General features: G+C 74.7%; 26 protein-coding genes. 9 read left to right on the top strand and 17 right to left on the bottom strand.

Going from position 1 to position 25,953, the window contains the following annotated elements:
• On the top strand, positions 1-1,473 hold a 1,473-nt coding region (locus ACFWEK_RS03215; protein ID WP_430553071.1), incomplete at its 5' end, for a DUF222 domain-containing protein.
• A 14-nt stretch (positions 1,474-1,487) separates the two neighbouring features.
• On the opposite strand, the gene ACFWEK_RS03220 is transcribed toward ACFWEK_RS03215, so the two are convergent.
• From ACFWEK_RS03220 to ACFWEK_RS03230, 3 genes are read right to left on the bottom strand one after another with little or no spacing between them, the layout of a single operon-like run.
• The gene (locus tag ACFWEK_RS03220; protein WP_430553072.1) at positions 1,488-1,826 is read right to left on the bottom strand and encodes a MazG nucleotide pyrophosphohydrolase domain-containing protein; all 339 of its coding nucleotides are present in this window, start codon (positions 1,824-1,826) and stop codon (positions 1,488-1,490) included.
• A gap of 29 nt (positions 1,827-1,855) precedes the next feature.
• Positions 1,856-2,491: a LuxR C-terminal-related transcriptional regulator gene (locus ACFWEK_RS03225; protein ID WP_430544706.1), complete on the bottom strand. Its 636-nt coding sequence runs from the start codon at positions 2,489-2,491 to the stop codon at positions 1,856-1,858.
• Positions 2,488-3,690 carry a sensor histidine kinase gene (locus tag ACFWEK_RS03230; protein WP_430553073.1) on the bottom strand — a complete coding sequence of 401 codons (1,203 nt, stop codon included), beginning with the start codon at positions 3,688-3,690 and terminating at the stop codon, positions 2,488-2,490. Before ACFWEK_RS03230 ends, ACFWEK_RS03225 begins: the two co-directional genes overlap by 4 nt.
• 162 nt (positions 3,691-3,852) lie before the next feature.
• On the opposite strand from ACFWEK_RS03230, the gene ACFWEK_RS03235 reads away from it, so the two are divergent.
• Together ACFWEK_RS03235 and ACFWEK_RS03240 are read left to right on the top strand one after the other, a co-directional pair.
• Positions 3,853-4,947, top strand: coding sequence for an FtsX-like permease family protein (locus ACFWEK_RS03235; RefSeq protein WP_430553074.1), 1,095 nt, complete (start codon positions 3,853-3,855; stop codon positions 4,945-4,947).
• Positions 4,948-4,989: 42 nt separating this feature from the next.
• Positions 4,990-5,679 carry an ABC transporter ATP-binding protein gene (locus tag ACFWEK_RS03240; RefSeq protein ID WP_430553075.1) on the top strand — a complete coding sequence of 230 codons (690 nt, stop codon included), beginning with the start codon at positions 4,990-4,992 and terminating at the stop codon, positions 5,677-5,679.
• On the opposite strand, the gene ACFWEK_RS03245 is transcribed toward ACFWEK_RS03240, so the two are convergent.
• The 9 genes from ACFWEK_RS03245 to ACFWEK_RS03285 all read right to left on the bottom strand — a co-directional run bounded on the left by ACFWEK_RS03245 (position 5,676) and on the right by ACFWEK_RS03285 (position 16,982).
• Positions 5,676-6,140: a DUF2255 family protein gene (locus tag ACFWEK_RS03245; protein WP_430553076.1), complete on the bottom strand. Its 465-nt coding sequence runs from the start codon at positions 6,138-6,140 to the stop codon at positions 5,676-5,678. The genes ACFWEK_RS03240 and ACFWEK_RS03245 overlap by 4 nt on opposite strands.
• A 77-nt stretch (positions 6,141-6,217) precedes the next feature.
• A complete protein-coding gene (locus ACFWEK_RS03250) occupies positions 6,218-7,132 on the bottom strand; it encodes a cation transporter (RefSeq protein ID WP_430553077.1) in 915 nt (304 codons plus the stop codon).
• Positions 7,133-7,148: 16 nt separating this feature from the next.
• Positions 7,149-8,414, bottom strand: a complete 1,266-nt coding sequence (locus tag ACFWEK_RS03255; protein WP_430544712.1) for an arginine deiminase — start codon at positions 8,412-8,414, stop codon at positions 7,149-7,151.
• A gap of 46 nt (positions 8,415-8,460) precedes the next feature.
• Entirely contained in the window at positions 8,461-9,912 is a 1,452-nt protein-coding gene (locus ACFWEK_RS03260; RefSeq protein WP_430544713.1) for a basic amino acid/polyamine antiporter, read from the bottom strand.
• A 25-nt stretch (positions 9,913-9,937) separates the two neighbouring features.
• Positions 9,938-11,512 carry a proton-conducting transporter membrane subunit gene (locus tag ACFWEK_RS03265; RefSeq protein ID WP_430553078.1) on the bottom strand — a complete coding sequence of 525 codons (1,575 nt, stop codon included), beginning with the start codon at positions 11,510-11,512 and terminating at the stop codon, positions 9,938-9,940.
• Positions 11,513-11,518: 6 nt separating this feature from the next.
• The gene (locus ACFWEK_RS03270; RefSeq protein ID WP_430553079.1) at positions 11,519-12,031 is read right to left on the bottom strand and encodes a hypothetical protein; all 513 of its coding nucleotides are present in this window, start codon (positions 12,029-12,031) and stop codon (positions 11,519-11,521) included.
• Positions 12,028-14,754, bottom strand: a complete 2,727-nt coding sequence (locus ACFWEK_RS03275; RefSeq protein ID WP_430553080.1) for a cation-translocating P-type ATPase — start codon at positions 14,752-14,754, stop codon at positions 12,028-12,030. The genes ACFWEK_RS03270 and ACFWEK_RS03275 overlap by 4 nt, the downstream gene beginning before the upstream one ends.
• A 42-nt stretch (positions 14,755-14,796) precedes the next feature.
• Positions 14,797-15,273: a nitroreductase family deazaflavin-dependent oxidoreductase gene (locus ACFWEK_RS03280; protein WP_430553081.1), complete on the bottom strand. Its 477-nt coding sequence runs from the start codon at positions 15,271-15,273 to the stop codon at positions 14,797-14,799.
• On the bottom strand, positions 15,270-16,982 hold the full coding sequence (locus tag ACFWEK_RS03285) for an FAD-dependent oxidoreductase (protein ID WP_430553082.1): 1,713 nt from the start codon (positions 16,980-16,982) through the stop codon (positions 15,270-15,272). The genes ACFWEK_RS03280 and ACFWEK_RS03285 overlap by 4 nt, the downstream gene beginning before the upstream one ends.
• 251 nt (positions 16,983-17,233) lie before the next feature.
• Here ACFWEK_RS03285 and ACFWEK_RS03290 point away from each other — a divergent pair, with 251 nt between their 5' ends.
• A complete protein-coding gene (locus ACFWEK_RS03290) occupies positions 17,234-17,611 on the top strand; it encodes a hypothetical protein (RefSeq protein ID WP_430544719.1) in 378 nt (125 codons plus the stop codon).
• On the opposite strand, the gene ACFWEK_RS03295 is transcribed toward ACFWEK_RS03290, so the two are convergent.
• Complete coding sequence (locus ACFWEK_RS03295; protein WP_430544720.1) at positions 17,587-18,342, bottom strand: response regulator transcription factor; 756 nt, start codon at positions 18,340-18,342, stop codon at positions 17,587-17,589. The genes ACFWEK_RS03290 and ACFWEK_RS03295 overlap by 25 nt on opposite strands.
• 99 nt (positions 18,343-18,441) lie before the next feature.
• Here ACFWEK_RS03295 and ACFWEK_RS03300 point away from each other — a divergent pair, with 99 nt between their 5' ends.
• The 3 genes from ACFWEK_RS03300 to ACFWEK_RS03310 all read left to right on the top strand — a co-directional run bounded on the left by ACFWEK_RS03300 (position 18,442) and on the right by ACFWEK_RS03310 (position 19,727).
• Positions 18,442-18,729 (top strand): UBP-type zinc finger domain-containing protein, encoded by a 288-nt coding sequence (locus tag ACFWEK_RS03300; RefSeq protein WP_430553083.1) that lies wholly within the window; start codon positions 18,442-18,444, stop codon positions 18,727-18,729.
• Between the two features lie 96 nt (positions 18,730-18,825).
• Positions 18,826-19,290 (top strand): MerR family transcriptional regulator, encoded by a 465-nt coding sequence (locus ACFWEK_RS03305; protein WP_430553084.1) that lies wholly within the window; start codon positions 18,826-18,828, stop codon positions 19,288-19,290.
• Positions 19,287-19,727, top strand: a complete 441-nt coding sequence (locus ACFWEK_RS03310; RefSeq protein WP_430553085.1) for a carboxymuconolactone decarboxylase family protein — start codon at positions 19,287-19,289, stop codon at positions 19,725-19,727. Before ACFWEK_RS03305 ends, ACFWEK_RS03310 begins: the two co-directional genes overlap by 4 nt.
• 16 nt (positions 19,728-19,743) lie before the next feature.
• Here ACFWEK_RS03310 and ACFWEK_RS03315 read toward each other — a convergent pair whose 3' ends face one another.
• Entirely contained in the window at positions 19,744-19,941 is a 198-nt protein-coding gene (locus tag ACFWEK_RS03315; RefSeq protein ID WP_430544724.1) for a hypothetical protein, read from the bottom strand.
• Between the two features lie 115 nt (positions 19,942-20,056).
• Here ACFWEK_RS03315 and ACFWEK_RS03320 point away from each other — a divergent pair, with 115 nt between their 5' ends.
• Positions 20,057-20,323, top strand: coding sequence for a hypothetical protein (locus ACFWEK_RS03320; RefSeq protein WP_430553086.1), 267 nt, complete (start codon positions 20,057-20,059; stop codon positions 20,321-20,323).
• An 18-nt stretch (positions 20,324-20,341) separates the two neighbouring features.
• On the opposite strand, the gene ACFWEK_RS03325 is transcribed toward ACFWEK_RS03320, so the two are convergent.
• Genes ACFWEK_RS03325 through ACFWEK_RS03335 form a run of 3 tightly spaced genes read right to left on the bottom strand, consistent with a single transcriptional unit; the run spans position 20,342 to position 24,616 of the window.
• Positions 20,342-21,652: an alpha-hydroxy-acid oxidizing protein gene (locus ACFWEK_RS03325; RefSeq protein ID WP_430553087.1), complete on the bottom strand. Its 1,311-nt coding sequence runs from the start codon at positions 21,650-21,652 to the stop codon at positions 20,342-20,344.
• On the bottom strand, positions 21,649-21,960 hold the full coding sequence (locus ACFWEK_RS03330) for a DUF1330 domain-containing protein (protein WP_430544727.1): 312 nt from the start codon (positions 21,958-21,960) through the stop codon (positions 21,649-21,651). The genes ACFWEK_RS03325 and ACFWEK_RS03330 overlap by 4 nt, the downstream gene beginning before the upstream one ends.
• A 34-nt stretch (positions 21,961-21,994) precedes the next feature.
• Positions 21,995-24,616 (bottom strand): family 78 glycoside hydrolase catalytic domain, encoded by a 2,622-nt coding sequence (locus ACFWEK_RS03335; protein ID WP_430553088.1) that lies wholly within the window; start codon positions 24,614-24,616, stop codon positions 21,995-21,997.
• 133 nt (positions 24,617-24,749) lie between these two features.
• Between ACFWEK_RS03335 and ACFWEK_RS03340 the strand changes: the two genes are divergently transcribed.
• Positions 24,750-25,859 (top strand): GntR family transcriptional regulator, encoded by a 1,110-nt coding sequence (locus ACFWEK_RS03340; RefSeq protein ID WP_430553089.1) that lies wholly within the window; start codon positions 24,750-24,752, stop codon positions 25,857-25,859.
• Positions 25,860-25,953 lie beyond the last annotated feature (94 nt).

A 25,953-nucleotide genomic window follows, 5' to 3' on the forward strand; every position in this document is an offset into this window, starting at 1 on the left:
GACACCGGCATGACCGCCACGACGATCCACGACGTGCTCGACAACGTGCTCGACGACGACCTGCCGGTCGTCACCACACCGTGGGACGACGCGCTCTCGCCGGTCGGTCCGACGACGGTGCACGACGTCTCCGCCGCCCTCGACGACGTCGCACGGCTCCAGGCTCGGATCGACGCCCTCGAGGGCGAGAAGCTGCTCGCCGTGGAGCGCGGGCGCCGCTCGGCCGTCAGGTGCGAGCCCGACCTGCTCGCCGGCGAACAGATCCGCGTGCTGCGCGCCGGCACCGCCAGACCGCACGAGCTGGCCCGGCGAGCGTTCGTCGCGGACGTCGCGGCCACCCTGCACGTCTCCGAGCGGCAGGCCGACCACCTCCTCGACACGGCGCAGACCCTCACCTCGTCCGGTTCCGCCACCCTGGTCGAGCTGTGCCGCGGCCGGATCGGGGCGCGCCACGCGACCGCGATGGCCGACGTGCTCGCCGATCTCCCCGACGCCCAGGCGCGGGCCGCCGTCCAGGCCGAGGCCCTGCCCCGGGCAGCGACGGCCACGCCGGCCCAGTTCCGCGCCCACCTGCGCCGCGCCCGTGACCGCGCGCACCCGGAACCGTTCACTTTGCGGCACGCGAGGGCAGCGGCGAAGCGCGGCGTGTTCGTCGACCCCGCCGCCGACGGCATGGCCTGGCTCAGCGCCTACCTCCCCGCCACCACCGCCCACGCCGTCCACGACCGGCTCACCACAGCAGCCCGCACCGCCTGTGACGCCGGGGACCCTCGCACGCTGTCCCAGCTCCGCGCCGACGCGTACGCCGCCCTCCTGCTGTCCGGCGCCGACACCTCCGACGAAACGCGGCCCGGCGCAGGCGAGCTGACGGTCGGCCCCGTCCCGGACCTCGCCGACCACGCCCGCAGGATCGTCCCCCGCGTGCAGGTCACGGTGCCGGTGATGGCGCTGCTCGGCCGTTCCGACGACGCCGCCGAGCTGACGGGGCACGGCGCGATCGATCCCGAGGTCGCGGCGTTCCTCACCGCCCGGGCGCCGTCGCTGCGGCGGCTGCTGGTCGACCCGGTGTCCGGCGAGCTGCTGACCACCGACCCCGGCACGTACGCCGTCCCGGCAGCGCTGCGCCGCTACCTCGAGGCCCGCGACGGCACCTGCCGGTTCCCCGGCTGCACCCGCCCCGCACCCCGCTGCGACGTCGACCACACCGTCGCGTGGGCCGACGGCGGACGGACGACGGCAGACAACCTGGCTCACCTCTGCCGGCGCCATCACGTGATGAAGCACGAGACACGATGGACCGCGGCCCAGGAGCCCGACGGCACCCTCGTCTGGACGTCACCCACCGGCCGGGTGTCCCGCGACCCGGTCGCCGATCCCCTCGACCTCACCGGTCGGGAGCTCGTCCCCACCGAGGCGCCGGACGCACCAGGCCCGGCGAACCGGCCGCCCGACCCGGGCGACCCACCGTTCTGAGCCGCAGGGTCCGCTCACCCCTCCGAGGGGGACGCCCCTGCCTCGCTCGGGTTCCTCGGCCACGTCCGCGCGGCGTTGATCCGCATCTTTGCGGTCGCTGCCTCCGTCAGATCGACGCCGGTGGTGTTCGCCAAGGCGCAGAGGTTCCAGATCGCGTCGAAGATCTCCAGGCCGAGGGCTGACCTCGCGTCCTCGACGTCGACCGCCTCCGCGGACTGGAGGGCGCGGAGGGCGTCGGCCACCTCCCCGACCTCGGACACCAGGTGCAGCATCCGCGCCGACGGGTCGTCCTGTGCCCACCCCTGGGCGGTGCTGAGGAAGCGTACGTTCTCGCAGATCTCGTCGAGCGTCATGCGAGGCGACGCTAGCCCGGCTCGCGGCCTCAGAGCATCCCACGCTCGCGGGCGACGGCGGCGGCCTCGGTGCGCGACTGGGTGCCCAGCTTGGTGTTGATGTGCGCCAGGTGGGACTTCACGGTGGCGACGGAGACGAAGAGCTCGCGCGCGATGGCGTCGTTGGACCGGCCGGCCGTGACGAGGCGCAGCACCTCGAGCTCGCGAGCGCTGAGCGTCTCGCCCGGCGACCGCATGCGGCCGAGGAGCCGGCGCTGCACGTCGGCCCCGAGGGTGACCTCGCCGGCGGCGGCGGAGCGGATGGCGCGGGCCAGCTCCTCCGTGGGCGCGTCCTTGAGCAGGTAGCCGGTGGCCCCCGCCTCCACGGCGGCGAGGATGTCGGCGTCCGTGCCGTAGGTGGTGACGACGAGCACGGGCGTCGCGTGCCGGTGGACCACGGTGCCGGTCGCCTCGGCGCCGCCGAGCCGGGTCCGGCCCGGGCCGGCGTCGCCGAACCGCAGGTCGAGCAGGACGACGTCGGCCCGCCCGCCGTCGTCGAGCCAGGCGAGGAGGTCCTCGGCGGTGCCGGTCTCGTGCACCACGCGCATGTCCGGCTGCCCGTCCACCACGGCCCGCAGCCCGGCGCGCACCACGGGGTGGTCGTCCGCGAGCACGACGTCGATCATGGCACCTCCACCGGCAGCGTGACCGCCAGGGCCGTGCCCGCGCCCGGCGAGGTCTCGAGCGCGACCGTGCCACCCAGCTCGCGCGCCCGCGACCGGACGGACGGCAGCCCGAAGCCGCGACCGGGGGCCCCCGCGGCGCCCGCGACGGCCTCCGGGTCGAAGCCGCGACCGTCGTCCACGACGTCGAGGGTGACGGTGTCCCGCTCGTAGGTGAGCGTGAGCCGGGCGCGGCCGGCGCCCGAGTGCTGCGCCACGTTGGCGAGCGCGGACTGGGCGACGCGCAGCAGCGCCGTCTCGACGGGCACGGGCAGGGGCCGGACGTCGCCGGCGGTGCGCACGGACACGTCCAGCGGCTGCCGCGCGGCCACGCGGCGCAGCGCGGCGACGAGGGTGGTGCGGTCGAGGTCGGGCGGCGTGAGGTCCTGCACGACGCGGCGCGCCTCGGCGAGGCTGTCGCGGGCGGCGACGCGCGCCTGGCCGACGAGGTCGCGGGCCCTCGCGTCGTCGGTGCCGACGGCGTCCTCGGCGGCCCGCAGGAGCAGCTCGATGGCGGACAGCGACTGGGCCAGGGTGTCGTGGATGTCCCGCGCGAGGCGGGCGCGCTCGTCGGTGACGGCCCGGTCCCGCTCGGCCTGCGCGAGGTGCTGGCGCACCGCGGTGAGCTCCTCGACGGTCCGCTGCCGGGTCTGGGACTCGCGGACGAACGCCTCGATCCCGAGCACGACGCCCACGGCGACGGCGGCGCCCAGCACGGGGCCGAGCACGAACCCGGTCCACGGGTCGTCGGCGTCGGCCTGCACCAGGAGACCCTCGGCGACGGCGAGCGCCGTCGTGACACCCACGGCGAGGACCCCGCGGTGCGGCCCGAGCACGTGCATCTGCAGGATCATCAGCGGGAAGGCGAGCCAGAGGGCGGCGGGCGAGAGCCACAGCAGCACCACCCACGGGACCACGAGGGCGGCGATCCACGCGGAGTCCGGCCACCAGGCGCCGCGCGGGGTGTCGACGGACCGGTCGTGCACGCGCACCACCCGGCGCCCCGCGACGTACACGGCGACGAGCACCGCGGCCACCACGACGGACGGCCACGTCCGCCCGGCCGGGGCCTGGACGACGGCGACCACGGCCAGCGCCGCGAGCAGGACGTCGAGCCCCAGGATCAGGGCGCGCGTCGCCGACGGCGGGGGGCGGTGGATCACCCGATCCACGGTAGCCGCGCGACGCGCCGGCGCATCGTCCGAAAGGTGGAGCGCGGAGGCCACCCTTCGACGCCGCAGGATCACCCCGGGTCCCGATGATCGCGGGCGGCGTGCCACGGAGGCTGGAGTCAACCCCGTCCCCTCGACCCCGGAGGTCCTCCCGTGTTCGTCGCCCTGCGCGACCTGCGCCACGCTCGCGGCCGTTTCGTCCTCATGTCCGTGGTGATCGTGCTGATCACCTTCCTGGTCACGTTCCTCGCGTCCCTGACGGCGGGCCTGGCCCGCGAGTCGACGTCGGCGGTCACCGACCTGCCCGCCGACCACCTCGCGTTCTCGATGCCCGCCGCCGGCGACTCCCCCGAGTTCACGGCGTCCCGCGTGACGAGCGAGCAGTGGGAGGGCTGGGCCGACGTGCCCGGCGTGGAGTCGGCCGAGCCGCTGGGCCTCGCGACGACGCGCGCCGGCTCGGACAGCACGACGGCGTCCGTCACGGCGCTGGGCGTGACGGACGGCTCGGGCCTCGTGCCGGGCGGGGTCGACGTCGACCCCGGCACGGTGGTGCTCACGCCCGGGGCGGCCGACGCGCTCGGCGCGGGCGCCGGCGACACCGTCACGCTCGGCGGCGCCGACCTCACGGTCGCGACCACGGTCGACGCCGACGAGTCGTTCTCGCACACCCCGGTCGTGTGGACCACGCTCGAGGACTGGCAGGCGGTCGGCGCGCGCGGCGCGACCGGCGACGACGACGTCGCGACCGTCGTCGCGCTCACCACGGCGGACGGCACGGTCGACGCCGCCCTGGCCGACGCGGACGCCACGCTCGGCACGACGACGGTCACGACGTCGGACGCGCGCTCGGCGGTGGCGTCGTTCGCCGGCGAGAACACGTCGCTGTCGACCATGCAGGCGTTCCTGCTGGTCATCTCCGCGCTGGTGGTGGGCGCGTTCTTCACCGTCTGGACGATCGGCCGCTCGGGCGACGTCGCGGTGCTCAAGGCGCTCGGGGCCTCGACCCGCTGCCTGTTGCGCGACGCGCTCGGGCAGGCGGCGGTGCTGCTGGTCGGCGGCGTGGCGGTGGGCACCGGTCTCACGGTCGCGGGGGCGGCGCTGCTGCCGGACGTCGTCCCGGTGGTCGTGACGACGGCGACGACGCTGGTCCCGGCCGCCGCGCTGGTGCTGCTCGGCCTGGCGGGCGCCGCCGTCTCGATCGCGCGCATCACCCGCATCGACCCGCACGCCGCGCTCGCGGCGCGCTGACACCGCTCGCACAGACAGCACAGACAGCACAGGAGGACCCCGATGGACCTGCGCCTCGACCGCATCACCCTCGTCTACCCCGACGGCGACGGCACCCTCACCGCCGTGGACGACGTCGACCTCACCGTCCCCGCCGGCACGACGACCGCGCTGCTCGGCCCGTCCGGCGCCGGCAAGTCCAGCCTGCTGGCCGTGGCCGCCGGGCTGACCAACCCGACGAGCGGTGCGGTGCGCTTCGGCGACGACGTCGTCTTCACGCCCACCACGAGCGTCGCGGACGCGACCCGGGCCCGTCTCGACCGCATCGGGATGGTGTTCCAGTCGCCGCAGCTGCTGGGCTCCCTCACCGCGCTGGAGCAGCTGGAGCTGCACGCCCACCTGCGCGGACGTCGGCCGGCGAGCGTGCGCGCCCGCGCGCTGGAGCTGCTGGACGCCGTCGGCGTGGCCGACCACGCGGGCAAGCGACCCGCGCAGCTGTCGGGCGGGCAGCGGCAGCGCGTCGCGATCGCGCGCGCCCTCGTCGGGCGGCCGGAGGTGCTGCTGGTCGACGAGCCGACGTCGGCCCTGGACCACGAGCGGGGCACCCGGGTGGTCGAGCTGATCACGGGCCTGGCCCGCGAGCTGGGCGCGGCCACCCTGCTGGTGTCGCACGACGCGTCGACCCTCGCCACCGTCGACGCCACCGAGCGGATGCTCGACGCCCGCCTCGAACGGGTCGCCGAGCCGGCCTAGCAGCTCGGGCAGGGCTCCGGCGCACGCCGCGCGCGCCGGGCGAGGCGCCCGGCGTCGACGGCCTCGGCGATCCGCTCGGCCCAGGTCGCGCGCCGCAGCCGCACGCGGAACGTGCCCGCGGCGGCGACGTCGGACGTGACGGCGCCGACCTTCTCCGGCGCGCACCGGCCGTACTTCGCCAGGTAGGCGTCGTCGAGCAACCCGTGCAGCTCCGGGGCCACCTCCGCGAGCACCACGGGCTGCCGGGTGCCGTCGACCTGGAGGTGAGCACGACCGGCGGTGCCCAGGGCCGCGCCTGGCGCGGCGCGCACGTACAGGTCGTGACCCAGCTGCACCACCCAGCCGCGCCACGGCCGGCCGGGTTCGCGCGCGAGGACCACCTGCACGGCGGTCGCGGCCTCGAGGGCCTCGAGGACGTCGAGCTCGTGGAGGAAGGCGGTGGCGCGCGTCAGGAGGGTCACGACGGGTCGAACAGTGACCTGGGCCACCACTATTCCGGCAGCCCTCCAGTCCGGCAGCCGTCGTGACGCGTGGGCCCTCAGGGGACCAGCTCTGCGTCGGCCGTCAGCTCGACGTTCGCCCAGACGTCGAAGGGCAACTTCCGGAGCCTGCCGACGGCGGACCGTCGGACGTCGTCCTCGGCGTCGACGTCCCAGTCACCGTGCGGCACGACGAACACGACGTCGACGTACAGTCGTCGGCCGAGCTTGGTGGCGCGCACCGTCGGCGCGGGGAGGCCGAACTCCCGCTGGACGTCGTCGACGATCCCGCGCAGGTGCGCGACGACCTCCGGCGCCGGCGTGCCCTCGAGCAGCTCGACCATGCCGTCCCGCACGAGCCGCACCGGCATCGGCGACACGACGGCGACCGCGACCAGCACGAGGACGGGGTCGACGTAGTCCGCCGCGGTGTCCAGGCCGGCACGCTCCATCAGCAGCCCCACGCCGCCGCCGACCGCGACCACGACGCTGAGGACCGCACCGGCACGCCAGCCGACCACCTCGGCGACCGCCAGGTCGGTGCCGACCCCGAGCCGGCCGAGCAGCCGCACGACCAGCCAGCCGAGGAGCGCCGACACCGTGCCGTAGACCAGGAGCGTGACCTGGGTCGCGCCCGAACCACCCGCGATGACCGTCTGCACGGCCGCGACGACCGCGTAGAGCAGGGTGGCGGCCAGCGCGGCGCCCTGGACGACGACCGCCAACGGCACCGCTGCGGAGAGCCCGTACGGGAACTGGCGAGTGGGCTCGGCGCTCGCCGCCCGCGAGGCCAGCAGCGACCCCGCCGACAGGGCGATGCTCGCCAGCGTGTAGACGCCGTCGAAGACGATCACGTCGGCGCCGGCGAGCAGCCCCCAGACCAGCCCCGTCGTGCCGAGGGCGGCCGAGGCACCGAGCGACCACACCAGCACCCTGCGGTCGGTGTCCCGGTGGCGGTCCGGCCCCTCGCCCACGTCGGCCCCGGCGCGCTCAGTCCAGCGGGTCCCGCGAGATCGGGCAGGTCATGCAGTGCCCGCCCCCGCGCCCACGCCCGAGCTCCGCGCCGACGATGGTGATGACCTCGACGCCGGCACGGCGCAGCGCGGCGTTGGTCAGGGTGTTGCGGTCGTAGGTGAAGACCACGCCGGGCTCCAGCGCGACGGCGTTGTTGCCGGAGTCCCACTGCTGACGCTCGGAGGCGTACACGTCGCCCGCGGTCTCGACGACGCGCAGCTTCGGCAGCCCGAGCGACCGGGCGACGACGTCGACGAACGGCGTGTCTCCCTCGTCCGTGACCTCGACGCCGAGCGCCGTGTCGGAGGGCCGCAGGGTGAACGCGTGGATGCCGTCGACGATCGTCGGGTGGACGGTGACGAGGTCGCGGTCGGCGAACGTGAACACGGTGTCCAGGTGCATCGCGGCGCGCAGGCGCGGCATCCCCGCGACGACGACCTGCTCGACCTCGCCGCCCTCGAACAGCGCCTTGGCGAACTGGGTGATGCCCTGCCGCGACGTCCGCTCGCTCATGCCCACCAGCACGGTGCCGTTGCCGACGGGCATGACGTCGCCGCCCTCGATCGTGGCCTGCGCCCAGTCCTGCTCCGGGTCGCCCCACCACACGCGCGAGCCGACGTACTCCGGGTGGAAGGAGTAGATCGCCTTCATCAGCAGCGTCTCGTCCTTGCGCGCCGGCCAGTACAGCGGGTTGAGCGTGAGCCCGCCGTAGATCCAGCAGGTCGTGTCGCGCGTGTACAGGGTGTTGGGCAGCGGCGGCAGCAGGTACTCGGGGGTGCCGGTGGACTCGCGGGCCAGGTTCACGTAGTCGCTGCGGAAGTCGGCGGGCAGGTCGTGCGTCGACAGCCCCCCGATGAGGAAGCGCGACAGCTCCCGGTCGGTGAGCGACTCGAGGTACGCCCGCGTGCCCTCCACCAGGCCGAGACCCACCCGGTTCGGCACCACCTTGCGGTCCAGCAGCCAGTCCCGCGCCTGCGGGATCGCCATCGTCTGCGCCAGCAGGTCGTGCAGCTCGACCACCTCGACGCCCCGGTTGGTGAGCTTGTTGACGAAGTCCAGGTGGTCGCGCTGCGCGGACTCGACCCACATGACGTCGTCGAACAGCAAGTCGTCGGAGTTCGTGGGGGTGAGCCGCTCGTGGGCGAGCCCGGGCGAGCAGACCAGCACCTTGCGCAGCCGGCCGACCTCCGAGTGGACGCCGTGGGCGGGGGCGGTGGGCTGCGCGGACGGTGCGGTGGTCATGGGGAGAACCCTTCGGTCGGACGACGGACGGTGAGGTCGGTGACGGTCAGATCGAGATCCAGCCGGCGGCGAGGCCGATCACCGCCAGGACGGCGATCGCGGCCACGACGACGAACAGCACCAGCTCGGCGGGGGCGAAGACCCTGCGACCCTGCTCGCGCCGCGTCATGACGAACAGGATCGTCGCGGGCGCGTAGAAGAGGAACGACACCAGCACGAGGCTCAGACCGGCCGCGAAGACCAGGAAGGCCGTGTAGACGGTCGCCAGGACCGTGATGACGAGGTCTCCGCGCAGGGTCGACGGCGGCGCGCCGTCGTAGGTCTCGCGCGTGGCGCGCAGCTTCACCGCGTAGAGCGCGGCGAGCAGGAACGGGATGAGCGTCATGACGGCGGTCATGTCGAGCGCGAAGTCGAACGCGTCCTCGGAGAAGTACGTGAGGATCAGCACGACCTGCGACAGCGACGTGCTCAGCAGCAGCGCGTTGACGGGCACGTCGCGGTCGGTCGACCGTGTGAGGAAGCGCGGCATGTCGCGGTCCTTGGCGGCGACGAACAGCACCTCCGCCGCCATGAGCGTCCACGCCAGGTACGCCCCGAGCACGGAGATGATGAGGCCGACGCCGACGAAGACGCTGCCCCACTCGCCGACCGCGGCCTCGAGCACCCCCGCCATCGACGGCTGCCGCAGCTCCGCGATCTCGGCCATCGGCATGATGCCGTACGACACGATCGTCACCGACGCGAAGATCGCGAACACGCTCACGAAGCCGAGGATCGTGGCCCGGCCGACGTCCTCGCGCCGGCGCGCGTGCCGGGAGTAGACGCTCGCCCCCTCGACGCCGAGGAACACGAAGACCGTCACCAGCATGGTGCCGCGCACCTGGTCGAACAGGGAGCCCGCGTAGTCGGCGCCGCCCCAGTTCTCCGCGAACGCGCTGGGGTCGAAGACGAACAGCGCCAGGAGCACGAAGACGATGATGGGGATGACCTTGGCGACGGTGACGATCCGGTTGATCGCCGTCGCCTCCTTGATGCCGCGCCGCACCAGCAGGAAGAATAGCCACAGGCCGCCGGTGGACAGGGCGAGCGCGAGCACCGTGTCCCCCGCGCCGAGGGCGGGGATCCACTGGCCGAGCGTCGACATGATGAGCACCCAGTAGGTGACGTTCCCGACGCACGCGCTGGCCCAGTAGCCGGCGGCCGCGAAGAAGCCCGTGTACTCCCCGAAGCCCGCCTTCGCGTAGGCGTAGACGCCGGCGTCGAGGTCGGGCTTGCGCATCGCGAGCCGCTGGAAGACGAACGCCAGCATGAGCATGCCCGCGCCCGCGACGACCCACGCGATGAGGGCGCCCATGACGCCCGTCTCCTGCGCGAACCGGCGCGGCAGCGAGAACACCCCGGCCCCCACCATCGACCCGACGACCATCGCGGTGAGCGTCAGCAGCGACACCTTCGTGGTCGCACCACCCGTCGTCGTCGCGGTGTCCTGGTGCGCCATGTGTCGTGCCCTCCCGGGATCGGACCTATCGGGTGCTGCGGCCGATCGTTCCACCGTCGGGCCTGGTCCGCGCGTCGGCGGTGCGATCGACCGTGCGCGCGACGGCGTCCAGGAGGTCTCCCGCGGGGACGCGCAGGGTGCGCGTCCAGGAGGGCAGGACGCCGGCCCGCGCGGCGCCGACGACGGCTCCCGCGAAGACCAGCCCGAGCAGGATCGGCCAGGCGGCGGTCCACACCGTCACGGCGTCGAGGCCGGGCACCTTCTCGGGCGGCAGCCACAGGCCCGCCAGCACCCAGGTGCCGATCGTGCCGCCGACGGCGAGCGCGACCCAGGACCAGAGCCCGGCGTCCGGCGCGGACGTGCCGGCGTGGCCCGACGCCCGCAGCAGCACGAGGGCGCGGACGAGCAGCAGGGTCGAGACCGTCCCGACGAACGGGAGGACCGCCGTGACGTCGACGAGGAACGGCGCCTCCCCCACGGCGCGCTTGGCGGCGTACTTGGCGACGGCGCCGCTGCCGAGCGGCGCGCCGGTGATCGCGAGCGCGAGCACGAACGCCCCGCCGAGCACGACCGCGCGGGCGCGCCCGGCGCCGTACCGCTCCCAGACCTCGACCGCCATGATCAGCCCGCCCTTGGCCATGCCGTGGTGCACCGCGTAGACGACGGCGGTCAGCATGCACGCCTCGGCCAGGTCGGGGGCCCCGAGCGCGACCCCGACGACCATGGCGAGGAACCCCATCTGCCCCACCGTGCTGTACGCGAGGGAGACCTCCGGGTCGTCGGTGAGGACGCCCGGCACGAGCACGCCGAACGCCCCGACGAGCGCCGCCACGACGAGCGCGGTGCCCCAGCCCGGCATCGCCTCGTGCCCCAGCGGGAGGAACCGGAGCCAGCCCACCAGCCCGACCTTGACGACCGTGCCGCTCAGCACGGCACCGACCGGCACCGACGCCGCCGCCTCGTCGATCGGCAGCCACCCGTGCAGCGGGAAGGTGGCCGCCTTGATGCCGAACGCCAGCAGGAGCAGCCCGACGATCACGCCGCCGGCGGGGGCGGCGGCGACGGCCGCGGGGGCATCGGCCAGACGGAGCCCGCCGGCCGCGACCACCAGCACCACGGCGACGGCGAGGACGACGTCGCTCGCCGCCGCGAGCGCGAGGTAGAGCCGGCCCGCGCGCCGCGCCGTCGCCGTGCGCGGGTGCAGGATCAGCCGGTGCGCGGCGACCGTCGTCACGACGCACCCGGCGAGGAACGTCACCGCGTCGGCGGCGACGAGCACCGTCGCGGTGCCGACGAACGCGACGAGCAGCAGCCCGCTGCGCGACGCGGTCCGCGCGTCGGCCGACCGCGCGGTGAGGGCGAGGGCGGCGGCGTACAGCACCCCGACGAACAGGAGCAGCGGCCGCCCCACGAGGTCCAGCCGCAGCACCAGGCCGCCGACCGGGCCGAGCAGGTCCGCCACCACGACCGGGACGAGGGCGAGCGGCGCGGCCCGGACCAGGGCGTCCGGGCCGCTGTCCGGGCCGCGCGACGCGCGCACCAGGAGCGCGGCGGCCGCCGCCGCGGGCACCGCGAGCGCGACGAGCAGCAGCCAGGTCATCTCCACCTACCCGTGCGCGAGCACCTCGAGGGCCACGACCACGACCCCGAGCACCACCTCGGCGAGCAGGAGGAGCCACTTCTGCCACGTGGGGATCGCCGCGCGCCGCACGGCCACGTACCCGACGAGGCCGAGGCTCGCGACGAGCGCGTAGGTCGAGGCGGTGAGCGCGCCCGCCGTCGTCCACACCCCGCCCGCGGCCACCCCCAGGAACACGAGCGGCAGCACGACGACGCCGCCGGCGCTGGAGACCACGCCCACCATGTGGCGGCTCTCGGCGCGCGTCGGGAGGTGGTTGTGCACGACGACGTGCGACATGAGGTCGGCGAGGAAGACGGCGAGGAGCGTGCCGCCGACGGTGATGACCAGCGTGGTCGCGGCCCGGCCGGGCGTGAGACCCTCGACGTGGCCCCGGAGCGCCAGCACCACGGCCAGCGCCGCGAACGTGACGTACACGCGCTCCTTGAGGCGGTCCGCTCGCTGGTCCGGCGTGAGCTGGTCGCGACGACTTTCGCTCACCTGTCGTGCCCAGCGCGTGCACGGCCCACGGCCTTGACCACCTCGACGAGCAGGAAGACGACGACGGCCAGGCCGAGCGTCTTGCCCCACTCCTCGAGGCCGATGGGGGCGGCGTCGAACCAGTCGTGCATGAACGGGGTGTACACGAACACGCACTGCAGGGCGATCAGCGCGACGGCGGAGAGCCAGATGACCCGGTTGCCGCGCAGCACGTCCACGGTGAGGCTCGACCGGTCCAGGAAGCGGCAGTTGAACAGGTAGGCGAGCTGCCCCAGCGCCAGCATCGTCACGGCGGTGGTCTGCGCCTCGGCGAGCGGCGCGCCCTGCGCCCGCTCGGCGTAGAAGACGAACAGCGTGGCGCCGCCGATGAGCAGGGACACGATCAGGATGCGCCGCACGAACGCGGCGTCGAGGATCGACGCCTTCGGGTCGCGCGGCGGCCGTGACATCACGTCCGGCTCGGCCTTCTCGTACGCGAGCCCGAGGGACAGCGTCACGGCCGTGATCATGTTGATCCACAGCACCTGCACGGGCGCGAGCGGCAGGACCAGGCCGAACAGCACGGCCACGAGGATGACGAGCGACTGCGCGCCGTTGGTGGGCAGCAGGAAGAGCACGGACTTGCGGATGTTGTCGTAGATCCGCCGCCCCTCCTCCACGGCCCGCTCGATGGTCGCGAAGTTGTCGTCGGCGAGCACCACCTCGGCCGCGTCCTTCGTGGCCTCCGTGCCCTTGATGCCCATCGCGACGCCGACGTCGGCCTGCGTGAGCGCGGGGGCGTCGTTGACGCCGTCGCCCGTCATCGCGACCACCTCGCCGTGCGCCTGCAGCGCCGACACGATGCGGATCTTGTGCTCCGGGCTCGTGCGGGCGTACACGTGCACGTCCTGCACGACGCCGCGCAGCTGCTCGGTGCTCATCGCCTCCAGCTCCGCGCCGGTAAGGACGGCGGGGCCCGTGCCGTCCGGGCCGACCTCGTCGTGGACGATGCCCATCTCGCGGCCGATCGCCACGGCGGTGCCGGCGTGGTCGCCGGTGATCATCGTGACCGCGATGCCGGCGTCGCGGCACTGGGCGATGGCGTCGATCGCCTCCGGGCGCGGCGGGTCGACGATGCCGACCAGCCCGCACAGCTCGAGACCGGTGAGGGCGTCGGCGAGCGGCGTGGACGGTACCGCGGGCGCGTCGACGTGACGGCGGGCCGCCGCGAGCACCCGCAGGCCGCGGCCGCCGATCTCGTCGATCTGCGCCTCCCAGAAGGCGCGGTCGATCGGCTGCGCGGTGCCGTCCGGCGCGGTCTGGGTGGTGCAACGGTCCAGCACCCGGTCGGGCGCGCCCTTGACGTGCACGACCTCCGCGCCGTCGGGCGCACGGTCGAGGGTGGCCATGTACTTGTTCTCGGACTCGAACGGCACCAGGTCCCGCCGCGACCAGCCCGCGGTGTCGAACCCGGCCTTCATGCCGAGGCTGCGCAGCGCGCCCTCCGTCGGCTCGCCGACCAGCCGCCAGTCCTCCCCCTGCCCGCCCGGCTCCCCCGGCACGACGCGCGCGTCGTTGCACAGCATCATCGCGGCGACGACGCCGGCCACGTCCGGGCGGTCGAGCAGCTCCGGGCGAGCCGGGAGCGGTGCGTAGCCCGCGCCCTCGACGTCCGTCTCGCCGCCGGCGGTGCGCACCAGGCGCGCCGTCATCTCGTTCTTGGTCAGCGTGCCCGTCTTGTCCGAGCAGATCGTCGTGACGGAGCCGAGCGTCTCCACGGCGGGCAGCTTGCGCGTGATGGCCCGGCGGCGGGCCATCTGCTGCACGCCGAGCGCCAGGGTGATCGTCACCAGGGCGGGCAGGCCCTCGGGGACGGCGGCGACGGCGAAGCCGATGGACGCGGAGACCAGCTCCGGCACGGAGAAGTCGTGCACCACGCGGCCGATGACGACCATCACCACGGCCATGCCGAGGATGAGCACCGCGAGCAGCTTGCCGAACCGGTCGAGCTGCTTGGTCAGCGGCGTCTCCAGGCTCGTGACCTCGGAGATCATCGTCTGGATGCGGCCGATCTCGGTGCGCTCGCCGGTGGCGGTGACCACCCCGACGCCCTGGCCCGCGGCGACGAGCGTGCCGGAGAACAGCATGCTGGTCCGGTCGCCCACCCCGGCGTCGGGATCCCCGGCGTCGACCCGCTTGCTCGCCGCGACCGACTCCCCCGTGAGCGCCGACTCCTCGACGCGCAGGTTCGTGGCCTGGAGCAGCCGCACGTCGGCGGGCACCCGGTCGCCGGAGCGCACGCGCACCACGTCGCCGGGGACGACGTCGTCGGCGTCGATCTTCGCCCAGGCACCGTCGCGGCGGGCCTCGGCGTGCACGGACAGCATCTGCCGGATGCCGTTCAGCGCGCTCTCGGCCCGCCCCTCCTGGATGAAGCCGATCGCCGCGTTCACCACCGCGACCAGCAGGATCACGGTGAAGTCGACCCAGTCGCCGAGGATCGCCTTGAGCACCGCGGAGACCAGCAGGATGTAGATGAGCACGTCGTCGAAGTGCACCAGGATCCGCTTCCACAGCGGGTCCTTCTCCGGCGGCGGCAGCCGGTTGGGGCCGACCTCCGCGAGCCGCTGCCTCGCGTCCGCGGCGCTCAGCCCGCCGTCGTCCGTGCGCAGCGCGGCGAGCACCTCGGCGGGCGGTCGTGACCAGGGGGTCGCTTCCGTGGCGACGTCCTGCGCAGATCCCATGCCGCCCATTCGACCGCGGTTCGTCCCGTGCCGCGCGGCGGGTCAGCGACCCGTGTCGTACGGCACCAGCTCGAACACCGGGTGCCGGTCCGCCTCGGCGACGAAGGCCTCCACCGGGGAGTCGACGGTCGCGGCGAAGTACGGCCGCGTGGGCCGGGACCGGCGGACGTACTGCCGCAGCACCGGCCCGGCCTCCTGGGCCGACGCCGCCCGCACCACGAAGACGTGCCGCGAGAGCCCCCGGCGCACCAGCACCCGCGGGTCCGCGCGGACGTTGTGCACCCACGACACGACGCCGTACGGGGCCACCAGCCAGCGTCGCCCGTCGAGCGTGACGAGGGTCGCAGGGTGGGTGCGGGGCAGCCCGGAACGCCGACCCCGGGTGGTCAGCAGGGACGTGCCCGGGACGAGCCCGAGCCGCACGAACACGCTGGTCACCGCGTCGCCGATGTCGCGGGCGCGGCTGCGTGTGAAGGTGCGCGGCTCCTGCGGGCCGCCCTCGTGAGGACCGTCGGTCATGCGGGGCTCCCTCCCCCGAACTCCTGCGCCCGCAGCCAGGCGAGGTGCGTGTGCACCAGCGGCAGCACGGACGCGCCCTCGCCGCTGGCCGACGCCACGCGCTTCATCGAGCCGGCGCGCACGTCGCCGACGGCGAACACGCCGCGCAGCGTCGTCTCCAGGCTGGCGGGCGGGCGGCCGTCCACCCAGCGCTCCTGCGGCACGTCGCGGCCGGTGAGGACGAAGCCGTGCTCGTCGCGCGCGAGGCCGTCGGGGAGCCAGCCGCAGTCCGGCTCCGCGCCGAGCAGGCAGAACAGGCCGTCGGCGTGCGTCTTCGACCGCTCGCCGGTGTCCAGGTCCTCGGTGACCAGCCACTGCAGGCGCCCGTCGCCGCCGCCGTCCGTGATCACCGAGCGCGGGCGGACGGTGATGGTGGGCGTCGCCGCGATCTCGCGCACCAGGTAGTCGGACATGGTCTCGGCGATGCTCCCGCGGCGCACGAGGATCGTCACGGAGCCGGCGAACTTCGCCAGGTGCACGGCGGCCTGGCCGGCGGAGTTGCCGCCGCCCACCACGACGACGTCCCGGTCCGTCATCTCGCGCGCCATCGAGCTCGCGGCGCCGTAGTGCACACCCGCGCCGACGAGGTCGTCGACCCCGGGCACGCCCAGGCGCCGGTACGAGACGCCCGTCGCGAGCACGACCGTCCGGGCGCACAGCTGCGCGCCGTCGACGTGGACGTGGTGGTGCTCCGGCTCGTTCGCCGGTCCGGGCTCGATCCGCGCCACGGCGCGACCGGTGTAGAAGCGGGCGCCGAACCGCCCCGCCTGGATGCGCGAGCGCAGCGCCAGACGCATCCCCGAGATGCCGCGCGGGAAGCCGAGGTAGTTGCGGATCATCGAGCTCGACCCGGCCTGGCCGCCGATGGCGTCGCGCTCCAGCACCACGGTCGACAGGCCCTCGGACGCCGCGTACACGGCGGCCGCGAGCCCCGCCGGGCCCGCGCCGACGACAGCGACGTCGGCGATCTCGCCCGGCGGGATCGAGTCGTAGCCGCCGTACATCGCCTCGGCGACCGCCGACGCCGTCGCGCCGGACAGTACCCGCCCGGCGAACGTGCGCACCACGGGCAGGACGGCGCCCGGGCCGGCCTCCGCGAGGATCTCGCGCGCCGCGACGTCGTCGGGCGCGAGCACGCGGTTCGGGACGCCGAGCCGCTCGAGCAGGTCGCGGACCGCGGCCGCGTCGCGGTCGCCCGCCTCCGCGACGATCTCCGTGGACGTCACGGTGGGGCGGGCCACCGACCAGCCCCACTCCGACAGCAGCTCGACCAGCGCGGTGTGGAACTCCTCGTCGCGGGCCCCGCGCGGGATGCCGACGAACGTGTCCATGTCGCGGCGCAGCAGCGCGGCCCGCATCTCGTCCAGGGCGTCGGCGTACTCGTCGCCGGAGATCAGCGCCACCCGTCGCGCCGTCGAGACGACCGCCGGCACCTGGTGCAGCAGCTCGACCCCTGCGGCGTCCGGCAGCCGCCGCTCCGCCGCGATCATCGCGACCGGCTCCCGCGCGGCCACCAGGTCGCGCAGCCGGTCGAGCGCGGCGTCGGCGGTGCGCACGAGCTCGACCGCGTAGTCGCGGTCGTACCGGGCGCGGAACTCCTGCTCCACCTGCGACGCGTGCGCGTCGGCGACGAGCAGGATCACGGGACGCGCTTCCGGACGCTCGGGCATGCGGTCAGGGTAGGCGGCACCGCAACCCTGAGCAGATCTTGAGGCGATCCTGTCCTGCCGCGGAGGTCGCCCCGAGGTCCGCAGCGCAGGATCGAGTCCGTTCAGCCCCTGATCACCTCCCGGAGCACCATGTCCGCCTCGTCGACCGGTCCCCTCGGGGCCGCCGCGCGCACTCCCCCCTGGGCGCGCGGGCGGGTCCCGCGGCCGGCGAGGCGCGTGGTGCTCCGGGAGGAACACCTCGGCGAGCCCCGATGACGCCCGCCCTGCCCCCGGGCACGGCGGCCGCATGGCAGTCTCTCGTCGACGACCTCGACGGCGACCGGGCCGCGGTCGCCGGCTTCGCGGGCTCCTGGGCCGGCCTCCTGCCGCACCGCACCGGCGCGCTCCTGGGAGCCCTCGCGCGGACCGACGCCGACGGCGCCCGCGACGTGCTCCTGACGCTCGCCTGCACGGCGGACATGCTCGGGATGGACCGGCTCGCGGACGCCGCGTCGCAGGGGCTCGACGCCCTCGAGGAGGACGGGGTGGACGGCGCACGACGGCACACCGACCGGATCACCGACGAGGCCCGGACCGCCGCGATCCTCGTCGCGAGCGCCCTCGCTCAGGAGGGGTGGTCGAACCTGTAGCCCACACCGCGCACCGTGCGGATCCAGCGGGGCGACGCCGCGTCGTCGCCGAGCTTGCGGCGCAGGTTGGTCAGGTGCACCTCCACGCTGCGCCGGTCCTGGTCCGTGACCAGGGTGCCGGTGTCGTACTCGCCGGCCCACAGCACCCGGACCAGGTCGTCCTTGGGGATCGCGCGCCCCGGGGCGCCCGCGAGCGCGGCGAGGAGGTCGAACTCGCTGCGCGTGAGGTGCACCTCCGCGCCGTCGACGCCGACGGTGCGCGCCGCCACGTTCACGACGAGCCCGTCGACGGACGGGACGGCGGTCGCCGGGGCCGCCAGCGGCGCCTCCCGGCGAGGGCGGCGGAGCATCGCCTCGATCCTGGCCCGCAGCTCCCGGGGGCGGAACGGCTTGGTCTGGTAGTCGTCGGCGCCGGCGTCCAGCCCCATGAGCGCGTCGATCTCGTCCGTGCGGGCCGTCAGCATCACGACGTACGTGTCGGACACCGCGCGGATCCGGCGGCACACCTCGAAGCCGTCGATGTCGGGGAGCCCCAGGTCGAGAGTCGTGACGAGCGGGTCGAAGCTGCGCACCAGCTCCACGCCCTCGCGGCCCGACGACGCGGTGCGCGTGACGAAACCCGCCTGCGTCAGCACCGCGTCGAGCAGGTCGCGGACGTCAGGGTCGTCCTCCACGACGACAGCGGTGCGCTCGTAGGCGTCGCCGCTCGAGGGGTGGGGTCCGGCCAGCATGACGACACGCTAGCGGGACGTCGTCCAGGACGCAGCGCACGTGACGCGTCCCTAGACTCGCCGAGGGCGGTGTCCGGAGCCGCCGGCGAGGGAGTGATCATGACGAGCACGTGCACGCACCTGGACCGGATCGTCCCCGTCGCGCCCGAGGCGCTCGACACGTGCCCCGAGTGCGTGGCCACCGGCGGCACCTGGGTGCACCTGCGGGCCTGCCTGGAGTGCGGGCACGTCGGGTGCTGCGACTCGTCGCCGGCGAAGCACGCGACGGCACACTTCCACGCCACCGACCACCCGGTGATGCGGTCCCTCGAGCCCGGCGAGCACTGGGGCTACTGCTTCCCCGAGGACCTCCTCATCTCGGGCCGGGACATGCCCGCGACCGCCTGACCCGGGCGCCGCGTCCGGCCTCCCGGCCTGTGACCGGACCGCCGTCAGGCGCACGGCCTTGCCTGGGAGCGCGCTCACACTTCTACCGTGGCGGTCATGCCGAGAGACGAAGCCCTCAGGGACGCCCTTCGCCTGGCCGTCGACCCGCCCGGCGGGGTCTCGGTCGAGGCGCTGCGCGAGCTGGCGCGCGACGACGACGCGACGGAGTGGGACATCGCGACGACGGCCGCCCACCTCGGGGTCAATCCCCACACCCTGCGCTATGACGAGCGCATCGGCCTGATCCGCGTCGCGCGTGACCCGGCCGGACACCGCAGGTACGACGACCCCGCCGTCCGCCGGCTGGTCTTCCTGACGCGCATGCGCACCTCGGGCATGCCGATCAGCGACCTGCGCCGCTACGTCGAGCTCGCCGACGCCGGGGAGGGCACGGAGGCCGAGCGCAGGGAGGTGCTCCTGGAGCACCGCGACACGCTGCGCTCCCAGATCGCCCAGCTGCAGCTCGCGCTGGCGGCGACCGAGTACAAGATCGCGACGTATCGAAAGGCACCCCGACCATGACGAGCGCTCCAGCTCCGCAGCACGACATCGACAGCCCCGAGAACCTTGCCCGGCGCCGGCACGGCCAGGCCGTCCTGTCGCAGATCGACGGCCATCAGGGCGAGGCGGTCATCGACTCCCTCGCCGACATCAGCCCCGCACTGGGCCATCATGTCGCAGCCTTCGCGTTCGGAGACCTCTACGACCGCCCCGACCTCGATCCCCGGAGCCGTCAGCTCGTCACCCTGGGTGTGCTCACCGCGCTCGGGGGGTGCGAACCCCAGCTGAAGGTCCACATCGGCGCCGCGCTCAACGTCGGCCTGCGGCCCGAGGAGATCACGGAGGCGCTCCTGCACGCCGCCGTCTACTGCGGCTTCCCCCGCGCCCTGAACGCGACCTTGGTGGCCCGTGAGGGCTTCGCCGAGCGAGAGGTGACCACCCCGGCCGGGCCGTCGTGAACGCGGGCCGCCGGATTCAGGACGACGGTGCAGCGGACCGGAGGACGTGGTCGACGAGCGTTCGGAGCTCGTCCGTGGTCTGCAGCTCGCCCTGGTGGAGCAGCAGCCGGTTGTGGACGGGCCCGTACAACAGCTCGATCACCAGGTCGAGGTCGGCATCGGCGTGAAGCTGGGCGGCGTCATCGGCCAGCAGCCCGCGCAGCAGGCCCTCCATCTGCTCGACGAGGTCGGTCCGCAGGTCGTCGGTGCAGGGGAAGTCGGCGGACGGGTTGGCCGCGTCGTCCAGCGCCTCGAGGACGACGGCGCCCTTGGAGGGCCACCAGCGGTCGATGGTCTTCTTGCTGACGCCCGCGCGCGGCGATCACCTCGACCGTCACCGCTCCGTACCCGTGCTTCCCGCACAGGTCCAGGCTCGCGTCCAGGATGGCGCGTCGGCTCGCCTCGCTCCGAGGCCGGTGGGGGCCACCCTCACCGCGGGGATCAACGACGTGGACGACGCCGACCAGTCTCTCGGTGCTGCCTTCCAGGCCGCTCTCCAGCGACTCGTCGACATCGTCTTCGGCGACCAGGACGCGATGCCGGCGGCGCCGCGATGACCGCGCACCCCGGACGACTCACGCCCCCTGCGGCGGCTGGAACCGGCCTGGCGGGACCACGAAGTCCCGCGTGATCGCCGCGACGTCGTGCGCGCCGGTGAGCGCCATCGTGAGGTCCAGCTCCGCGAGCACGTTGCGGATCACCTCCTCGACGCCGGCCTGCCCGGCCACGGCGTACCCGTAGAGGTACGGCCGCCCGAGCAGGACGGCGTCGGCCCCCAGGGCGAGCGCGACCAGCACGTCGGCCCCGGTCCGCACCCCGCTGTCGAGCAGCACGGTCGGGCCGGGCCCGACGGCGTCGCGCACGGCCACGAGCGCGTCCAGCGACGCGACGGCGTTGTCCACCTGCCGTCCCCCGTGGTTGGAGACGACGATCCCGTCGACGCCGAGGTCGAGGGCCCGGCGCGCGTCGTCGGGATGCAGGATCCCCTTGAGCACGACCGGCAGCCGGGTGCGGTCGCGCAGGGTGGCGAGGTGCTCCCAGGACAGGCCGGGGTTCGAGTACACGTCGAGGAACGTCTCGACGGCGGCGCGCGGCTCGGGCGAGCGCAGGTTGTCGCGGAACCGCCCGGGGTAGGCGCGCGTCATCGCGAGGAGCGAGCGCACGGCGCCCGCGGTGACCTGCACGGCGTCGCGCGCCCCGGACGCCGCCGCCCGCGCGACCCGCGCGCGCACCAGCTCGCCGAAGCGCGGGTCGCTCGTGTACTGCGCGATCCCGAGGCCCCGGGCGAACGGCAGCGAGCCGAGGTCGAGGTCCTGCGGGCGCCAGCCCAGCACCGTCGTGTCGAGCGTGACGACGAGCGCGCCCGCGCCCGCGGCCTCGGCCCGGGCGATCAGCGAGTCGACGAGGTCCTCGTCCGTGCTCCAGTAGAGCTGGAACCAGCGGGCCGCGTCGCCCATCTCGGCCGCGCAGGCCTCCATGGGACGGCACGCCTGGTTGGACAGCACGAAGGGCACGCCCGTGGCGGCGGCCGCGCGCGCGACGGCGAGGTCGGCGCCGGCACCCAGGAGGGCCGCCGCGCCCACGGGCGCGAGCAGCAGCGGGCTCGCGTGCCGGGCGCCGAACAGCTCGACCGACAGGTCGCGCTCGACGGCGCCGGACGCCATCCGCGGCACGACCGCCCACCGGTCGAACGCCTCCCGGTTGCGCCGCATCGTGCGGCCCTCGCCCGCGCCCCCGGCGACGTACGCCCAGGCGCGCGCGCTGCTGGCACGCCGGGCGGCCCGCTCCAGGGCCGCGGCGCCGGTCGGGACCCGGGGCCGCCGGCCCAGCACGCCCGCGCGATAGATCGCGGACTGCCGGGCCAGCCCCGCGCCGGGTGCGCTCATCCGACGGGTCGCACGCGCAGGATCTCGGTCCGCGCGATCGCCCGGTCGCGCACGTCCAGCCGGGCCTCGCGGTCCGGGTCGGCCATGAAGGCCGCGAGCGCCTCCTCGTCGGGCATCTCGATGAGCTGCACCTCGGTGGGCTGGACGGCGCCGTGCGCCGCGTCGTCGGTGTGCGCCACGTTCGTCACGCGGTGCAGCACCCGTCCTCCGTGCCGCGGCACCAGCGCCAGCACCTCGGTCTCGTAGTCCGCCAGCGCCGGGGCCTCGCCGTCGGCCGCCCACAGCAGCACGCACAGGGTGATCGCCATCGTCCACCTTCTCTCTCGTCGTCCGCCGATCCTGTCAGTCCCGGGCGGTCCGCGCGGGCGACCCGCCGGGCGTCCCGCCGGCGAGCGGGCGCCCCACGGGCACCCACCGGCCCGCCGCGTGGTGCGCGCCCGGGCCGACCGTGCGGGTCGGTCCGTCGAGCGGCAGGTCCAGGTGGGCGGTGACCCCCGGAGGCACCTCGAGGTCGAGCTCGAACCGCTCGTCGTCGAGGTGCCACGACACCTCGATCGGACCGTACGGGCTGTCCAGCCGGGCGGACGCACGCCGCAGCTGCCCCGTCACCAGCGGGCGCACCAGGATCTCCCGGTAGCCGGGCGCCGCGGGCGCGAGGCCGGCGACCGAGCGGTGCAGCCAGTCGGCGACGGCGCCGTAGGCGTAGTGGTTGAACGACGTCATCGCGCTCGGGTGGATCGAGCCGTCGGGCAGCAGCGAGTCCCATCGCTCCCAGACCGTCGTCGCACCCATCCCCACCGGGTAGAGCCACGACGGACGGGTGCGGGTCAGCAGCATCGCGTGAGCGAGCTCGGGGTGTCCCGCCCGGCACAGGGCGTCCAGGATCACCGGCGTGCCCAGGAACCCCGTGCTGACGTGGAACCCTGCCTCACGCACCAGCACGGCGAGCCGGTCCCCGGCCCCCTGGCGTTGCGCGTCCGTGGACAGCAGGTCCCACACGAGCGCCAAGGCGTACACCGTCTGGCAGTCGCTGCGCACCGTGCCGTCCGCGCCCACGTAGGCCGCGCGGAACGCGTCCGCCACGTCGGCCGACAGCCGCGCATAGCGCCGGGCGTCGTCCTCGTGCCCGAGCACCTCCGCCGTCCGCGCCAGCAGCTCGGCGCTGCGCGTCAGATAGGCCGTGGCGACGACGGCCGGGTCGGCCTTGACGGCCGCCGAGTCGTCCGGGGGCGCGTCCGGGTCCAGCCAGTCGCCGAACTGGAAGCCGGTGTCCCACAGCAGGGAGTCGCCCGCCAACGCGCGGGCCTTGTCCACCCAGGCGCGCATCGAGCCGTACTGGCGCTCCAGCACGCCGACGTCGCCGTAGCGCTCGTACAGGGTCCACGGCACGTGCACGGCCGCGTCCGCCCAGCCGGCGGCCGGCGTGTGCTCCCCGCCGTCCGGTCCGGGTCCGCGCAGCTCGCGCACGACGTCGGGCACCACGTACGGCACGCCGCCGTCGGGCTGCTGCTCCACGGCGAGGTCCTGCAGCCAGGAGCCGAGGAACCCGCCCACGTCGAAGAGGAAGCTCGCCGTCGGTGCGAACACCTGGATGTCGCCCGTCCAGCCCAGGCGCTCGTCCCGCTGCGGGCAGTCCGTGGGCACGTCGAGGAAGTTGCCGCGCATGCCCCACACCACGTTCTCGTGCAGACGGTTCACGTCCGGCTCCGAGCACTCGAACCACCCTGTGCGCCGCAGGTCGGAGCTCACGACCACGGCCTGGGCGTCCTCGGCGCGCACCTCGGCGCCCGTGACCTCCGCGTACCGGAACCCGTGGAACGTGTACCGCGGCTCCAGGACCTGCCCGCCGCCGGCGAGCACGAAGGTGTCCGTGGCCCGTGCCCCGCGGAGCGGCCGCACGCCCAGCTCGCCGTCCTCGAGCACCTCCGCGTGCCGCACCGTGACCGTGCCGTCCCGCTCCCCCGCGACGCGCAGGCGCACCCACCCGACCACGTTCTGGCCGAAGTCGATGATCTGCCGGCCGCTAGGCGAGGTGCGGACCTCCCGTGCCGGGACGGTCGCGACCTCGCGCATCGGTGGTCCCGTGGGCGCGACCAGCCGCCCGGGATCGGTGGCGGGGCCGGCGTCGAGCACGTCGACCGGGCCGTCGGCCACGGCTTCCGGCGCGAGGGGCAGACGCAGGTCGGTCGCCTGGCCGTCGTACAGGTCGTCGGCGAGCACCCCCGTCGTCCCGGCACGCCACCGCTCGTCGGTCACCACCGTCTGCCGACGACCGTCCTCGAGCGTGATCTCCAGCTGGGCGAGCAGCGCCAGCCGTTCGCCGTAGGAGTCGCGCTGGTGGGTCCACGTCAGCCGGCCCCGGTACCAGCCGTTCCCGAGCCCGACCGCGAGGCGGTCCGCCCCGGGCGCGCGCAGGTGCTCCGTGACGTCGAAGGTCTGGTAGCGCAGCCGCGCGCCGTACGCCGTCCAGCCCGGGTCGAGGTGGTGGTCGCCCACCCGACGCCCGCCGATCCACGCGTCGTAGACCCCGTGCGCGGTGACGTACAGGCGCGCGGACGCCACCGGGCCGGCGACCTCCAGGTCGCGGGCCAGCACCACGGCGCCGCCGTCCAGCCCCCCGACGTGCCGGGGGCTGACGAACCGCGCCTCCACGTCCGCCGGTCTCAGCAGCCCCGCCTCGATGGCGAGAGGCTCGCTCCAGGGCGACCACCCGTCGTCGGACTCGACCCGCACCTGGACCTCGACCCGTTCGCGCGAGCGCAGGTCGCGGAACGGCCAGGGCACGAGCACCTGCTCGGGCCCCGTCTCCCGCCGCTCCGTCGCGGCGCCGTCGGCGGTGCGCAGCCGCACCTCGTACGCGCGCTGCACCCCGCCCCCGGCCCACGTCCAGGACAACCGCGGGGCGGCGGTGCCGATCCCCACCTCCGGGGCGCCGTGCTCGGCCACGAGCCGTTCGATGCGCATCGTCGCGCCTCCTCGCGGGACGGACCCGCCGTCGGGATCTTCGAGCGTCCTGGACACGGGGTGCCCCACAATGGTCCAGGAGCAGAGATCATATTCATTCGACTGTTCATACGGTCCGAGGACGGGAGCGAGCTTGACCGAGGCGCTGTACGCCCAGGTGCACGAGGCGCTGCGGGCACGCATCGTCGGCGGCGACCTCGCCGTCGGGGACCGGCTGCCGGCGCAGGCGGAGCTCGTCGAGGAGTTCTCGGTCAGCGCGATCACGATCAAGCGCGCGCTGGACATGCTGCGGGACGAGGGCTTCGTGACCCGGCGCCCGCGCATCGGCACGATCGTCGTCTCCACGACGCCCGCCGTCGGCGCGCGCACGGACGGGGGGAGCCGCCTGCCGCTGGTCGGCTACGTCGTCCCGGGGTTCGACGACGCCTTCGGGTCGCACCTGCTCGGAGGGCTCCTCGACGCGTCCAGCGAGCGGGCCCACGTCGTGGTGGGGATGTCGCGCGGCGACCCCGAGCTGGAGGAGCGCCTCATCGAGGAGCAGCTCGACCGCGGCCTCGACGGGCTGGTGCTGCTGCCCACGTCGTCGCAGGCCATCCCGCAGAGCGTCGCGGCGCTCGTCGGCCGCGGCTTCCCCCTCGTCATCGTCGACCGCACCCTGACGGGCGTGCCCGTCAGCACCGTGACCTCCGACAACGTCACCGGCGGACGGCTGGCGGCGGAGTACCTGTTCGAGCTCGGGCACACCCGGATCGCGCTGGTCCAGTCCCCGAACGCCGTGTCGACGCTCGACGAGCGGCGGCGCGGCGTGGTGGCCGCGCACGCCGCGCACCAGGTACGCCTCGAGGAGTCCCAGGTGTACTCCGGCGTCCGGTCCGTGGTGCCGGGCTCGGACGTCACGCCCGAGGACGACGTCGACGGCCTGGTCGGGTTCCTCGAGGCCCACCCGGACCTCACCGCGTGCGTGGTCACGGAGTACCACTCCGCGCGCCTCGTGCTGCAGGCCGCGCAGCGGCTGGGCCGCGCCGTGCCGGACGACCTCTCGGTGATCTGCTTCGACGCCCCGCCGGAGTACGTGGACGCGGCGATCCCCCTCACCCACGTGGAGCAGGACCAGCACGCGCTCGGGGCACGCGCCTTCGAGCTGCTCGAGCGGCAGCTCGCACAGCGGGGTGACGTCTCGCAGGACACCGTGCCCGTGAAGATCCTCGCGGGCGGGTCGACGGGACCGGCACCGGCCCGGTAGCGCGCGGCCCGGGGCGGGGCCCGCGCGGCCCGGCCTCCCCCCGCCCCCCCGCCCGCGCGGGGGCGTATAAACAACAGACGCGGCCGCCGCAAGT

The organism is Isoptericola sp. NPDC060257, from assembly GCF_042726645.1.
Lineage (GTDB): Bacteria > Actinomycetota > Actinomycetes > Actinomycetales > Cellulomonadaceae > Isoptericola > Isoptericola nanjingensis.